General features: G+C 43.0%; 11 protein-coding genes. 4 read left to right on the forward strand and 7 right to left on the reverse strand.

Going from position 1 to position 15,358, the window contains the following annotated elements; translation table 11 throughout:
- Positions 1 to 223: 223 nt before the first annotated feature.
- The 3 genes from EI162_RS10490 to EI162_RS10500 all read right to left on the reverse strand — a co-directional run bounded on the left by EI162_RS10490 (position 224) and on the right by EI162_RS10500 (position 6,217).
- Entirely contained in the window at positions 224 to 916 is a 693-nt protein-coding gene (locus tag EI162_RS10490; RefSeq protein ID WP_192524309.1) for a 1-pyrroline-5-carboxylate dehydrogenase, read from the reverse strand.
- Positions 917 to 927: 11 nt separating this feature from the next.
- Complete coding sequence (gene putA / locus EI162_RS10495) at positions 928 to 4,179, reverse strand: bifunctional proline dehydrogenase/L-glutamate gamma-semialdehyde dehydrogenase PutA (RefSeq protein ID WP_192524310.1); 3,252 nt, start codon at positions 4,177 to 4,179, stop codon at positions 928 to 930.
- Between the two features lie 742 nt (positions 4,180 to 4,921).
- Positions 4,922 to 6,217, reverse strand: coding sequence for an NCS2 family permease (locus EI162_RS10500; protein WP_192524311.1), 1,296 nt, complete (start codon positions 6,215 to 6,217; stop codon positions 4,922 to 4,924).
- 517 nt (positions 6,218 to 6,734) lie between these two features.
- Here EI162_RS10500 and tolQ point away from each other — a divergent pair.
- From tolQ to EI162_RS10520, 4 genes are all read left to right on the forward strand, one after another.
- Positions 6,735 to 7,460 carry a protein TolQ gene (gene tolQ, locus EI162_RS10505; protein WP_192524312.1) on the forward strand — a complete coding sequence of 242 codons (726 nt, stop codon included), beginning with the start codon at positions 6,735 to 6,737 and terminating at the stop codon, positions 7,458 to 7,460.
- 13 nt (positions 7,461 to 7,473) lie between these two features.
- Positions 7,474 to 7,932 (forward strand): protein TolR, encoded by a 459-nt coding sequence (gene tolR, locus EI162_RS10510; RefSeq protein ID WP_192524313.1) that lies wholly within the window; start codon positions 7,474 to 7,476, stop codon positions 7,930 to 7,932.
- A gap of 88 nt (positions 7,933 to 8,020) precedes the next feature.
- Positions 8,021 to 8,956: a cell envelope integrity protein TolA gene (locus tag EI162_RS10515; protein WP_192524314.1), complete on the forward strand. Its 936-nt coding sequence runs from the start codon at positions 8,021 to 8,023 to the stop codon at positions 8,954 to 8,956.
- Positions 8,957 to 9,262: 306 nt separating this feature from the next.
- On the forward strand, positions 9,263 to 10,570 hold the full coding sequence (locus EI162_RS10520) for a translocation protein TolB (RefSeq protein WP_225735324.1): 1,308 nt from the start codon (positions 9,263 to 9,265) through the stop codon (positions 10,568 to 10,570).
- Positions 10,571 to 10,715: 145 nt separating this feature from the next.
- Here the strand turns inward: EI162_RS10520 and EI162_RS10525 are convergent, their stop codons facing one another.
- The 4 genes from EI162_RS10525 to EI162_RS10540 form a co-directional block, all read right to left on the reverse strand.
- Positions 10,716 to 11,348: a c-type cytochrome gene (locus tag EI162_RS10525; RefSeq protein ID WP_413038386.1), complete on the reverse strand. Its 633-nt coding sequence runs from the start codon at positions 11,346 to 11,348 to the stop codon at positions 10,716 to 10,718.
- A 73-nt stretch (positions 11,349 to 11,421) separates the two neighbouring features.
- On the reverse strand, positions 11,422 to 13,023 hold the full coding sequence (locus EI162_RS10530) for a flavin monoamine oxidase family protein (protein ID WP_192524316.1): 1,602 nt from the start codon (positions 13,021 to 13,023) through the stop codon (positions 11,422 to 11,424).
- Positions 13,024 to 13,231: 208 nt separating this feature from the next.
- Positions 13,232 to 14,659: a cytochrome c gene (locus EI162_RS10535; protein ID WP_192524317.1), complete on the reverse strand. Its 1,428-nt coding sequence runs from the start codon at positions 14,657 to 14,659 to the stop codon at positions 13,232 to 13,234.
- A gap of 420 nt (positions 14,660 to 15,079) precedes the next feature.
- Positions 15,080 to 15,358: IS30 family transposase (locus EI162_RS10540; RefSeq protein ID WP_192524318.1), on the reverse strand; the 279-nt coding region annotated here is incomplete at its 5' end.

The following is a 15,358-nucleotide window of genomic DNA, read 5'->3' on the forward strand; positions in this document are numbered from 1 at the left end:
CTTTTACATCAATTATGGCTACGTCTGATGCCAGCATACTTTTTAGAACACCACCATTTACTTTAAAACCGAGACAGTGCTATTGGCTATAAACTTTTTGCCGCCTCTGTTACGCCTGCGAACAGCAAGCAAGAAAAAAGCCAACGATTATTTATTAATAACATCAATAAATAATCGCTGACCTTGGTTTTTACGCTATTCAGTATAGAACTGATATAACTATTTACTCTGTGCCAAGCTCCAGTAAGCTAGCATTACCACCGATAGCGGTGGTATTAATGGTTCTTACCCGTTCAGTGACGAAGCGATGGAGATAATCCAGCGTGAGCATCTCCGACAAGCCTTCCATATCAGTAACGCTGATGACTTGGGTTAAAATACCATCAGTGTTGGCAAGCTCTTGGCTGACTGCTTGTACTTCGCTTTGATTACCAGCGACAGCCACTTGTGCAAGCCGATCAATATATAACAGCGTGATCGTTTGCGAGTCATTGGCAACGCTCAACACATCGTCACTGATACCAGTGTCATAGAGAATTTTTGCCGCCTCACTACACATCTCATCTTGGCTAGGGCAATGTAATATCACCTCGTTGCCTGTCAATAGTGCAGCTATGAGCTGCCCTAATACTGCCATTGCTCGAGCAGACTCACCACCAACAACCATGGTTTTGCCACGAGCAGTGACATACAAGTCATTGGTTTCACCAGTTGCGCCAGTCATACGATGCACTTCATCTAATGCCGGAGCAGCGCTCAATAGATGATTAAACAAACGCTTTGCTTTGTTGGCATCACCAGTTAGTAGCGCCAGCTTTGGAATGGCTGCTTGTAGATAGGTTGCGCGATTGACTGCGCCAAGTAATCGCCAAGATTCACAAACCTGGGCATGATTTTTTTTGAATTCAGTCGCCATGTTGCTACTCCTTATGCGAGTTCTGTTGGTGTGGATAATTGGACTTGGTTTTCAGGGGCTGCGGTATTGGTTGCTGACTCAGTACTCAGTTGCATCAGACGCGCCACATAGTGTGGACCGCCCGCTTTAGGGCCAGTACCAGACAGACCACAGCCACCAAATGGCTGGACGTTGACCACCGCACCGATTTGGTTACGGTTGATATAGGTGTTACCCACAAACGCGCGACGCTCGATATGCTCAGCGGTATTTTCAATACGACTATGAATGCCTAGCGTCAGCCCAAAACCTGTTCCGTTAATAGCATCAATGAGCTTATTTAAGTCACGCGCTTGGTAGCGCAGCACGTGCAGAATGGGACCAAAATGCTCACCGCCAATCACATCGATGCTTTTTACTTCAATCGCCGTTGGTAGTACAAAGGTAGACTGCTCTTGACTAACGACTGAGCTAGCACTCATGGGAGTCTGGGCCAAAATAGTGGCCGTCGGCTCAGTACTCATACGCTCGATATGTGCTTCAAGACCTTGTTTGGCATCGCTATCAATGACTGGGCCCACATCTGTGGCCGCATATAGTGGATTACCAACCACCAATTCAGCCATATTACCTTGCAACAGCTCGATCAAGTTATCAGCCATATCTTCTTGTACGCACAAGATTCGGCAGGCTGAACAACGCTGTCCTGCTGAGCCAAAAGCAGACAATACGGCATCTTTGACCACTTGCTCAGGCAGTGCTGTTGAGTCAACAATCATGGCATTCTGTCCACCAGTCTCCGCGATGAGTACCGGCAATTCGCCACTAGACTGTGCATGGTCGTTTAAACTTTGATTGATACGTTGAGCCGTTTGGGTCGAACCAGTAAAGATAACCCCTGCGATATTGTCAGCAGCGGTCAATGCTCCGCCAACGTCGCCCGCGCCTATCACTAACTGCAAAGCTTCTGCTGGTATGCCCGCTTGGTACATCAGTTGGGCGCCAAAATGAGCAATCAGACTGGTCTGCTCAGCAGGTTTCGCTACCACGGTATTGCCTGCTGCCAATGCTGCCATGATTTGACCAGTATAAATGGCCAATGGGAAGTTCCACGGACTGATACAAACGAAAGTACCACGTGCTTTGTAAACTTGACGCGACTGTTTACCAGCCAAATCTGTGAACTCATGAACTTTGGCTTCTAAACGCTCTGCTTCATCAGCATAAAAACGGCAGAAATCGACTGCTTCTTTGATTTCATCAATGCTGTCTTGCATGGTTTTACCCGCTTCGACTTGGCATAGCGCCATCAATTCAGCGTAATTTTCTTCGTACAAGTCAGCTGTTTTTCGCAATAGAGCAGCACGTTTGGCAGCGGGTACATTCTGCCACGCGTTTTGCCCGGCGACCGCCGCATCGATTGCTTGTTGTGCAATATCCGCATTGGCATATTTCACTTCGCCTGCAATCACTTCATGGTTCCAAGGCGCGCGCACAGTTTGGGTCTCGAGCTTATGAGTATCACCATCTGCTTCATAATTATCAATAGCCTTACCATTGATAATAGAAGTCGCTGACCAAGTCTTATGCAAATGACTGTCGATAGCTGCTTTAAACGGTAGCCATTGCGACTCTGTGAATATATTAGGCCCGAAACTGGCACGGCGTTCGCCATAAATATCTAATGGCTGCGGAATATCAGGATTGTGTAAAGTATCATTAGTTAATAGCTTGTCATACGGATGTACGGTCAGTTTATCAATAGGGTAAGACTTATCTAATAACTGATGGACAAACGAGCTGTTGGCACCGTTTTCGAGCAAGCGACGTACTAGATACGGTAGCAAATCTTTGTGTGCACCGACGGGTGCGTAGATACGCACAGGGATTTGATAAGCTTGTAGGATATGATCATAAAGTGCATCGCCCATACCGTGCAGACGCTGGAACTCGAAATCTCTATGCGCACTCATCGTCATAATTGACGCCAGTGTATGCGCGTTATGCGTCGCAAACTGTGGCCAGACTAATCCGCGTAGATGCTCTGATAGTAAGAAGCGCGCACAAGCAAGATAGGCAGTATCTGTGCCTTCTTTACGTGTCCAAACAGGATAGCCTGACAGACCTTTTTGCTGTGCCAATTTAATCTCAGTATCCCAATATGCGCCTTTTACTAGACGTACTGGAATACGGTCGCCAACTTCAGCGGCCAAACTTACCATCCAAGTTAAAATAGCAATGGCACGTTTAGAATAACCCTGCACTACTAGACCCAGACCATCCCAGTTAGCTGTCAAATTATCACGATATAGCAACTCAAATAATTTCAAAGAAATCTCAAGGCGATCGGCTTCTTCGGCATCGATACTTAGGTCGACACTGACCTCGCGTGCGGCTTCTATCAGCAACAAGCAACGTTGGCGTAGTAGCCCTATCACTTGCGCTTCTTGCGTGGCTTCATAGCGCGGATGCAGTGCAGATAACTTGATAGAGACCGATGGCTTTGGCATGCCTTCTTTAACTTTAATACTGGCGGTAGATTTAATCGCATGTAAATAGTCGTTAAAATATTTTTCAGCATCTTTATGCGTAATCGCCGCCTCACCGAGCATATCGAATGAGTAGGTATAACCTTTATTACGATATGGCTGGCTGTTCTTATTGGCGCCTTCGATGGTTTCACCCAATACAAACTGATGCCCCATGATACGCATGGCTTTTTGCATCGCACTGCGAATGACCGGCTCACCCATCTTCTTAGTCATACGATCTAAGAATCCTGACGCTGTGGTATTGTTATCGATACTCACCACACGGCCGGTCATCATCATACCCCATGTTGAGGCGTTGACCATAAAACCATTGTCATTTTTGATATGCTTTTTCCAATCTGCTACACTCATCTTATCGTGAATAAGCGCATCAGCCGTGTAATTGTCTGGTACTCGAATCAAGGCCTCCGCCAAGCTCATCAGCAAAATACCTTCTTGGGTATCGAGGCTGTATTCAAGCAACAATGAATCAACCATTTTTACAGCTTTGCCATCATTACGCACATGCTCGACCAATTGACGAGTCTGCGTGGCGGCATCTTCACGTTCTGCATCACTGGGTTTAGCCAGTGGCAACAAGTCTGTTAACCAGCGTTCTTCGTCCACACTATACAAAGGTGAGATACGTGAAAACAGCTCGTTCGACGACTGACGGAGGTATTCAGGTTTTAATATATCGAGCGGATTAAATAAAATCGGCTCTTGTGGGGTAAATTGGTCCACTGGGTTCATAACAACTCCATAACTATCGTTTAAAAACCATAATAAATGGTGCATTAGGAAGTTTGATTGCCGATAACCAGCATCATCTCTTAATCAATACCTGTTAATTACTACGGTTTTTAGTAGCAATTCATCGATAGTTATTAATCAATAATACAGACAACCATAATCAAAAGACCAAACGGCGCCATCACAAAACGAGAAAATCCAGCATAGGCTGGAAACGGTTAAGTAGGTCGTTTTAATGTTAAACGGGCTACGTTAACAATATAAAGGCAACAACGAACAGCTAAGCGGCATTAGTGCCTTCTTCTTGTTAGTAGTGAAAGGAGGGTAACAGCAATGTTGGCGATCAAAATTAAGTGATATTCTACTCGCTCGAATTGCCGTCTGTATGACGCTAATTCACTGATAAGAAAAACCTCTACGGCGTTGATTGAGGTGATGCGCTTAACGTTGTCATGGTAGCATGAAAAAAAATATCCAACTAACGATTTTACTCATTTTAACCAATCATAATATTGTTTAAAAACAAATAGTTATTGACACCTCTACAAACATGTCACTTTGGTTATAAATTATTGTTTACTAGCACCAATTAATTGGTTTATGAATCAAACACTTGTACACATTTTCAGTAAGATATTTTATTTTTAGGTGTAAAAAACCCTTCTTATCATTGATGATAAGAAGGGTTTAGAGAATAAAACGGTCTGTTACTTCAATGTAAACTTACGCGTTAATTGACCTATTATATAAATATAATTTTGGCTAGTAATACGGCAGTCAATAACCAAACAGCAATACTGATATCAGAGAATTTACCAGCAACGACTTTAATAGCTGTAAAAGTAATGAACCCAAGCGCAATACCGTCAGCAACAGAATAGGTCAAAGGGGTGAACAATAGGACTACCACAACTGGTGCCGCTTCCGTTAAATCACTCCAAGAGACATCTTTTAGCGTGGCTATCATCAATACGGCTACATAAAAAATCGCGCCTGCGGTAGCATAGCCTGGAATCATACCAGCGAGTGGTGAGAAGAAAATACTCAGTAAAAACAATACCCCAACGGTTACTGCTACTAAACCTGTACGACCACCTGCCGCGATACCTGACACACTTTCAACAAAACTGGTCGTTGATGACGTACCTAGTAATGTCCCTGCTACCGTTGCTGTTGAATCTGCCAACAGTGCTTTACCCATATTAGGAATTTTACCATCTTTATCCATTAAACCAGCTTGACTGGTCGTCGCAATAAGCGTCCCTGCCGTATCGAATAAATCGACGAATAAGAAAGCAAAAATAACACTAATCATGGCAACGTCGAACGCGCCAGCGATATCAAGCTGCATCAAAGTTGGCGCAATTGATGGCGGTGCAGATATGATACCCGTAAACTGAGTGTTACCCGTTAGTAGGCTGATAAGTGCTACTAGCAAAATACCAATGGTAACCGCACCTGGTACTTTTTTATATGACAGACCGACAATGACGATAAAGCCTAACGCTGCCATTGCAGGTGAAAACGTGGTCATATCGCCAAGTCCAACCAACGTCGCATCATTATTGACGATGATGCCTGCCGTTTGTAGCGAGATAAAGGCTAAGAATGCACCAATACCTGCGACCACACCTTGTTTTAAGCTTTGTGGAATGGCATCAATTATGACTTCACGGATTTTGAATAAGCTTAACAGGATAAAAATACAACCTGACAAGAACACGGCTCCAAGCGCAGTTTGCCACGCATAGCCCATCCCTAAAACGACGCCATAAGTGAAGAAGGCATTAAGTCCCATCCCAGGCGCGAGGGCGACTGGTAAACGAGCATAAAGCCCCATAATAAAACAACCAATCGCAGCAGCAAGACAAGTGGCAACAAACACCGCGCCTTTATCCATACCCGCGTCAGCAAGAACATTAGGGTTAACAAAAATGATGTAGGCCATCGTCAAGAACGTGGTTACACCCGCTAAAATCTCCGTTTTGATCGTGGTGTTTTCACCATTGATCCCAAAATATCGTTCGATTGCGTTCATAAGAGTCGCTTCCAAATTGCAGTAAGTAAATTATCATTATCTAACTGTATTGATAAGTGTCGCTTCCAAATTGCGACGCTCGATGCTGCGTTTAAATCAAACATATAAAAATACACCTAAATTGCGACGATAAATGACGCTTCCAAATTGCGACTGTAAATGACGCTAACAAACTAAGGTTAGAGATGATGCTTTTAATCCTTTAGCCACACATAATTTGGCAAACACAAAACCATCATAAATATGATAGCAACAAGCAATAACATTTTAGTGAAATTGTCTTACAATTTCAATGAATGTAACCACCTTCTAAATACAACAGTGCAAATTAGTTGACCATATCGACAATATTATAAAATAGATACGCTGTCATTGTTTTTTTATAAATATCATTATAAATGTGCTAAATGCACATTTATAATGATATTTATCTGGATTAACAGTACACTAGTGGGTTGATACAAATACGAAAGCACCGTTTCGATTGACTATTATTAATCATCCATGAGTCTCTTACATGCCTGAATCATTAAATATTATCGACCTTATTACTCAAGCAAGCCTGCTGGTTCAGCTCGTAATGGCATTATTATTGTTAGCCTCTTTGCTCAGCTGGGTGATTATTTTTCGTATGAGTGCGCGGCTCGGTACGGCCAAAAACTTCGATCAGCAATTTGAGACTTGGTTTTGGTCAGGTGAAGATTTGGCCAAGCTCTATCAAGGGGTTCAAGGCTCGCCTGAGCGCCAAGGGCTTGAGCAAATCTTTTATGTGGGGTTTTCTGAATACTTAAGAATGCATAAAAAACGTCAGCCTAAAGATGACATCATCGATGGGGTTGAACGTAAACTACGAGTCGGATTGGGTCGTCAGCAGCTATTACTAGAGTCAGGACTAACCACGCTCGCAAGTATCGGCTCAGTGGCGCCTTACGTCGGCTTATTCGGTACCGTTTGGGGCATCATGAATGCATTTTTAGGCTTATCGCAAACTGAGCAAGCGACCCTAGCTGCCGTCGCCCCTGGAATCGCTGAGGCATTGATTGCCACGGCGATGGGTTTGTTTGCCGCTATCCCAGCGGTATTGGCCTATAACCACTTTACCGCTAAGTCCAGCCGCTTGTATGATTCACGAGCGTTATTTTGTGATGAAATGACAGGTATGCTCCAGCGCGAGACCAGTGCAGAAAGCATCGTTAGTAAAGAAACGCAATCTACTGTATCTCAAGTATCGGGTCAGGTATAAGGGCTATGAAACCATGAAACAAAGTCCCTATCGCCGTGAAAAAAAAGCACTCAATGCGGAGATGAATGTCGTTCCCTATATCGACGTGATGTTGGTATTACTCGTCATATTTATGGTCACCGCACCAATGCTGATTACAGGTGTCGATGTTGATTTGCCAAAGGAGCAAACCAACACCGTGAGTCAAAGCCAGCTGCCAGTGATTGTGTCCTTAACCGACAATGGTGAGATTTTTATCAGTTATGAGAATAATGTCGATTTACCCATCAGTGAGCCAGAACTGATTAACACGCTGTCCAATCTACAAAACCAAAGCAGCAATACAGACGCTCAGCCGGTGCAAGTCATGATTAATGCGGATCAAAACAATCAATATGGCGCCATTGTGACGCTCATGGCTACCTTACAACAAGCAGGTATCCAAAAGGTAGGGCTCTTGACAGGGGCTCCCCTACCCACACCTTCATTGTAATGAATCACATTTTTAGTTTAGCTCGTTATAATAAAGTAGATAATTTGATGAACCTTGTCCTCAAATATTATCTTTGAGTGCCCCTACCATGCATAATGCTCCTGGCGTTTACGTGCCGACCAAACCTGAAGGTAATGGACTGACACTGCCTACACTTCTAAGTTTACTTGCTCATGGTCTTGTGATTGGTATATTAATTTATACCAATCACAAGACTGAAATAGAAACGGCAGGTAGTATTGAGACTGTTATGGTCTCGCCTGAACAGCTGGCGGAGATGCAAGGGCAGATATTGGCCAATCGTGCAGCGGCGGCTGAAGCGGCCAGTAGTTTTGCCAGCGCTCCATCAACCGAAGTGTTTGATAGTTCTACTGGCAACAGCAGCCCAGTATCGGCTCAGCCAAGCTCGCAAAAAGTGCCGGTATTTATGAAATCAGAAAGGTCTATAAGCGAAAACCATGACGCAGACATGGAAGCGTTTAATAGACAGATGGAACAAGATGCCAATGATAGAATCCAAGCTCCAAGAGATGAAAAGAATAAAAATCATTTAGCTGAGCAAGAAGAGCTAACTATACTGAAAAAAATAGAAAATAATCCGAAAATTGTTAAGTCTAATGAGGGTAAAATAAAGCTTGCTACTACTAATACAATAAATAACGACCCATTGAATCTAGCAACAGACGGTACATTGAATAATTCTAGTGCTATTGATGGCAGCAAAACTACCAACGATAGTGGTAGTAAAGAGTCAAAACAGCAGTATATCACTAAGATAAGTAACGAAATAAAAAGCAAATACGTATATCCTAGTAATGAATCGGGTCAGACGATAAGACTTGTTATCAAAGTTGATAGGTTTGGCAACGTTGACAAGGTTACAGCAAAAAATGGCAGCGTAGCTTCAAATAAGGCAGCGGAGACGGCGGTAGACTCAGCAAGTCCTTTATCCATCGACTTAAGCAATCCTACAGACTATGAAGATCTAGAAATAACTCTTGTTATACCCAACGCTGTTAGATGAAAGGTATGTCTGAACTCTTATCTACTAGAGCGCAGTCTCATTTCAAAAATGGCGATAAAAATGAGATGAATTGCAGCCAAACGGGGATAATATCGGGATATTAATAAGCTATTTGACGTTGTTTAGCAAAAATTAGCTATTTTTAGTCCATTTAGATAGTATCGTTGGAGTTGAGAACATGCCCTAATAAACAATTCTTGGCTTGGAACTCTTTATATATTAACCTAGAGTAAAATGTGTTTATGGTAAGATATTAACTATCTTTGATTCTCGTATACATCTGCTTACTTAAACCTTGGTCCACTTATGATGCCTTTCAAAATTAATTCACTACTTAAACACTATAAATTTTTTTTATTGGCTCCTTTGCTAATATCGCCAATATACTCAATAGCCGCTCCACTTAAATTTGATATTGTTTTAGATGCGCCAGTCCAACAAAACCAAGTGGCTTTTGTGCCCTTTGCTGGTGACTCTGTGTTGTCACCCATTATCGTAAATGACTTGAGCAAAGAAGGTCTAAAAATTACCAGCCAAAACCTACCGCAGCAGCCGCGTAGTAGTAGCGATCTATCTGGTACCTTACCTGTATGGCAAAATTTAGGCATCCCTTATCTCGTAGTCGGTAGCACGCGTACTAACCGAGGTAAAATCATCACAGATTATGAAGTGATTGATGTTAAATCGGGACGAATTCTTGAGGGCAAGCAAACTTCGACAACAAATAAAGATGCTAATAGTATGCGTCGTGCTGGGCACGTCATTGCTAATAAAATCTATTCATTGATTACTGGTAATCCAGGGGACTTCGAAGGACAAATTGCTTATATCGAAGAGAGTGGCGTTGGTAAAGATAAGGTTTCGCGCTTGAATGTCATGGATGCTGATGGCGAAAACACCAAAACCATCACTAAAGTAACAGGCTCTATCTTTTCGCCAGCGTGGTCGCCCGATGGCAATCGTATCGCTTATTCGATACAACGCGATCAATCCTATCCAGTCATTTATGTACAGAACGTCAGTGGCGGCGCAGCGACGGTCATCACCCCTTATGCCGGTAGCAATTTAAGTCCCTCATTCTCCCCTGATGGCAGTAAAATCCTATTCTCTAGTAGCTTTGAGGGAGATAATGCTGATATTTATGAAATCAACTCAAATGGTGGTGGATTAAGAAAAATTATTGACTGGCCTTCTATTGAGGGACAACCCAATTACGCCACCAATGGCAAGTCTTTCCTTTTTACATCAGGTAAAGAAAATAATAGTAAGCCGCAGATTTATCGTTATGAATTTGGCTCAGGACGTACTACCAAGGTATCAAATAGCGGTTATGCCACCAACCCGCAGTTCAGTAGCGATGGCTCACAAATCGCTTTTTTAAATGGTCGTTCAGCGGCTATTATGAATAGTAGCAACGGAGTCATTGCCGATTTGAGCAATACAGGTATTGATGAAGCACCTAGCTTTTCACCTAGTGGCAGAAATGTAATTTATGCCTCAAAACAAGGCAGTAAAGGCAAACTAACCATTAAATCTTTGAGTAGTGGTCAGTCATTTGATATACCTGTACAAGGCATTGCTCGTTCACCAGTATGGTCAGCCAGTCCAAAATAGAGTATTAAGCTATCCATGATGCAAACTCAAACATAAAAAGCCCCCGATATCAAAATCGGGGGCTTTTTTGTATTTGCTAAAAATGACGAAGTATTTTTATATTAATAACTTCATTCAAAATTATTGGCGAAAAGAGTAAACAATGTTAATCATCACTTGGATCACCAGCTGGTGGATTGGCATGCCGCAGTTCTGCCACATCTTCAGCGGTAACGGTATCGGTAAAACCATTCAAATCGCTGACCACATATTGAGTAACTGCAGCTATCTGCTCATTATTCATCATCCCGTGGAATGACGGCATACCGCGGAAGCCATTAATCAAGATATCAATGATGTAATACTTCGATTGCATTTTGCTATTATTGGCTAATGGCGGATAATAGCCTGCACCGTAAGCACCCTCGCCTTTATGCATATGACAAGCCGCACAAGAGTCGTGATACAGTTTTTTACCATCCGTTGTCACAAAACCATTTGTCCCTTCGAACTTAGCTTCCCACTTAATAATGCTTGGATCATTGTCCATAGTGGGCAGTGAGCTGTCATCAACGATATTGATAGGAGATGCAGCAAGCTCCTCACGACTCATGTAGACCCCACCCCAAGCGCCCGTATTACGGCTCGCTTGATAGTCATTCGTTGTTATACCTTCTTGCTCTTGTTCACTAGCCACCGTCTCTACATCATCTGACTGTTGACTACAACCTAAAAGTGCTGCACTGCTTATCACACTCAGTAACATCGCCGTCAGCAGTTTGGGTGTCATGTTTTTCATGATTGTTTTCTTCACGATTGCATTGTCCATGATAGCCTCTGAATTTTTATAGTTATCCATATTAACCAAGTATTTAACCCAGCATTTTTGCTTTTTGATGTAGGCGCTTTGCGGCATCCATACCAGATAGAATAGCGCCTTCTTGCCATGCTGGAATATGTGAGCAATGCTCGCCCGCTAGTACAATACGGTTATCAATGCTGCACAAAGTGTCGTAATGCTGACGACGAGTTGATTCATTCCAAATCCCATAACAGCCGAGCGTCCATGGGATACGATGCCACACTACTGACGTACCCGCTCGGAACTCTTTTGTATACTGGGGATGAATATATTTACCGTAAGCAAGCGCAACATTGATACGCTCTTTTGGAGTCAGACTATTGAACTTATAAGAGGTTGGACCATAACCATAAGCACCTAATAATACCCCAGGACCATCTTTGAACATATTTTCTGAAGGATAGGCAATCTGCGCAATGGGCATATCGGTATAAGTCAAACCACCATAGATCCACTCATCTTCTTCCCAAAACCGGCGATTGAACTCCAAGCCAACTTTATAAGAGGTCTCATAAGGTACCGCAGCCATTGCTTCTTTCATCGGTTTTGAGACATTAATATCGAGTTGGGTCAGTACCGTTAATGGAATATTACAGACACACCAATCCGCACGTATGGTTTTGGTCGCACCATCTGGACTATTACTATCGACATAATCAACGGTGACACCACTTTCATCTTGATGAATTTTGGTCACTTTTGCATTAAACTCAATCATATCCCGACATTCACGGGTGAATGCGTCACCGATTTTGCCCATACCGCCTACCGGCTGGAACATGGTTGGTTGGTGACCATAGGTCATATGATTGCCATAAATATCTGCCCACATGCCTGAATCTAAGATTTCACTGATAGGCAAAGGCTTTGATGGTTTTGCATTAGGCATTAAACCACCACCGGGAAAGACACTAAAACCACGATGCTTACTAGTCTCATTACTAGCACGGTAACGATAGTCCTTATCGAGCACGCCCCAGCCTTTTAAGCCTTCAAGCAGCTTCTCTTTATCCTCAGTATTGACCGAACGATCAAGACCACCGACGTTAACTGACTTTGACAGTAGTTCAGCCACGTGACCTTGAATATCATTTTTTACATCACCCAGACGCTGCGGTACGCCATCAAAATGAGTACTGCGGTGCAGATAAGCACGATCATTAGTTTGAATAAATGGCTGCATCTCAACGCCGAACTGTTTGCAATAGTGGAAAACAGCATAGTGATGACTGGGCAGACGCCACGGCCCACCATTAAAATAATTACCCTCTTCAAAATCACAGGTAACTTCTTCGCCACCAAGCTCGGTATATTTATCACCACTGTTTAGTGTCCAACTGCGTCCGCCACCACGGTTTTGATATTCGAGCACTTTAACGTTATAGCCTGCTTTACGTAGCTCGTAAGCAGCGGTGAGCCCCCCTAGACCGGCGCCAAGAATAACAATGCTGGCACCAGCAGGGGCACCTTTTAGATCCATTGCTTCCGTAAAAGTGGATTCGGAAGCAAAACCTAAGGTGGTCATTGCCTGATACATCGCAGTTGCCCCAGCGGTTTTACCGATCATCGAGAGCAGTTGGCGACGCGTGGGTGATTGAAGCATGTCTTTCATAATAATGTCCTTGAAGTAGACGTCGTGTATAACGGTAGGCAATCGTCTTTTGCATTTTTACTTTTATTATCAGCTCAGTTTATGTTGAACGTTTGTCTTGCTAAGTCTTAATACACTACCGTTCTAACCTTAATTCTCGCACTGTAATAAGCGTTTAAAACGCCTTTATAAGTTTCTTTGTTTAGCCTTTTATCTAAACAGAGTCAAACTAAGCGCGGCGTTTAGAGCGCAAGATGGCTCGGATGATAAACACAATAATAGCAATCGCTACGATAATACCTATTATCGCCAGTAAGCCTGCATACTTAATCAAGAAAGGCTTATCAACGCCAGTGTTTTCGATGCGATCGACATCATCGGCACTCACATCACTGCTAGCAAGGCCACCAAAATTCACGCGTACATAGTTGGCAATACCAGCGATTTGCTCGCTATTTAACTCGTCTGAAAACCCTGGCATGATGGGCGACGTATTGGTTGCCCCCTCCACACCATGAAGAATCATATTAACCAGTGCATCAGGCTTATCACGGCGAATACTGCTCAGCCCAACGATAGGCGCATAGCGGGCATCAGGCTGACCATAACCGTTAACACCATGACAGCTGCCACAAGCGGCCAGGTATAATGACTCTGGAGAGTTACTGCCATTACCTACTTCCGCTTTTGCCTGCTTCAAATATTCTTTTTGCGCTAGTAAGTCATGCGTGATAGATTCGTTCATTGGCGTTGGCAAGCGCGACACATCTATAGCAGACACTTTATCTTCGGTCTGGATAGCAGGTACCGCTTTTAGGTAGGAAGCAATGGCACTTAAGTCTTCATTTTTTAAGTAGCGTGTACTGTGCGCGACCGCTTCACCCATAGGGCCACCAGCGTAAGCACGTTGATCGAGCTCACCGCTACGCAGATAAGTGACGATATCCTGCTCACTCCAGCTACCGATACCGCTTGACTCATCAGGGGTAATATTTGGCGCATGCCAGTTGCCGAGCTGGGCACCAGATAAGTACTTGCTCTTATCAAAACCCATGGTGCTATTACGCGGCGTATGACAAGTGCCACAGTGCTCTAGATTATTAACCAGATATTCACCGCGTTGTTGCGTTTCATTAAGACCATCACGTTTTTCTGTTGATGGTACGTTGATGGCATTCCAGCCTATCATTAGACTGCGAATATTAAACGGGAATGGTAAATCTGTTTTATGCTTTGGTGCCTGATTAACTGCTGGAACCGTTTGTAAATAGGCAAATAACGCGCTTATATCCTCATCCGTCATACCGTTATAAGAAGGATACGGCATAGCAGGATAAAGCATGTGATTGGGCGCACGGCCTTTTTGTAGGGCGTTTTTGAGATCGGCTTCAGTATAGTTACCAATGCCGTAGCGTTTGGATGGGGTAATATTGGTCGAATAAATATCGCCCATCGGTGTGGCAATCGGTGTATTGCTACCGGTATAATCCTCACCGTGACAGGCCATACAGTCAGCAGCACGGGCAATATATGCACCGCGATTGACCAGATCGCTATTAGCTGGGCTCACCTTAGGAAGGCTAGCACCATCAGCCATTGCGGCGCTGGAGGTAATGCCGATGGCAAGCATCGATAACATCACAGAAAGTGGCTTCATAATATCCTCTTATAGCTGGCATCTAGGGTGTTTTAATAATGGTTAGAGCGTAACATTGCATATTGAACTAAATTTTTATGACGGTTTATTTTTATCATTTAATTGGTAGTCCATTACATTTATAGTCTGTTTTTGATGGATAGTTACTAAAAAATGTCTGCTCACTTCACTAATGTAAGACTATTTCGCCTCTATTACTTAATTAGTAACTCATTACACTCATTTTTTTACAAAAGTTAAAGAACCTATCGATTAACTCCAATTTTGATAAATTAATATATACTTTCATATTATAATAAAAAGACACTTCAATGAATCCGTTAAAAAACAACCATTAAAGAAATATAAAGCTAATATTTAGGCCGTATTATCGATATAATTCTACGAATAACTGCTTAGATTAACACACCAAGTGCAACGCTAAATTATATTATAGAACACCTGATTGGGTGTTTTAAACCCTAAGCGTTTTCTTGGTCTGTTGTTTAGTTTATTCTCAATGTCCTGTATCTCATTATCAGAGACTTGTCTAAAGTCACAACCCTTAGGCAAGAACTCTCTGATTAAGCCGTTAGTATTCTCGTTGGTTCCTCGCTGCCATGACGCATAAGCATCGGCAAAGAAGAAGGAAGTAAAGAGCTTTCGTTTCACCTTCTTATGCTGAGCAAACTCTTTACCATTGTCAGAGGTAATGGTCTT

It is taken from the genome of Psychrobacter sp. FME6, from assembly GCF_014861365.1.
Taxonomy (GTDB): domain Bacteria; phylum Pseudomonadota; class Gammaproteobacteria; order Pseudomonadales; family Moraxellaceae; genus Psychrobacter.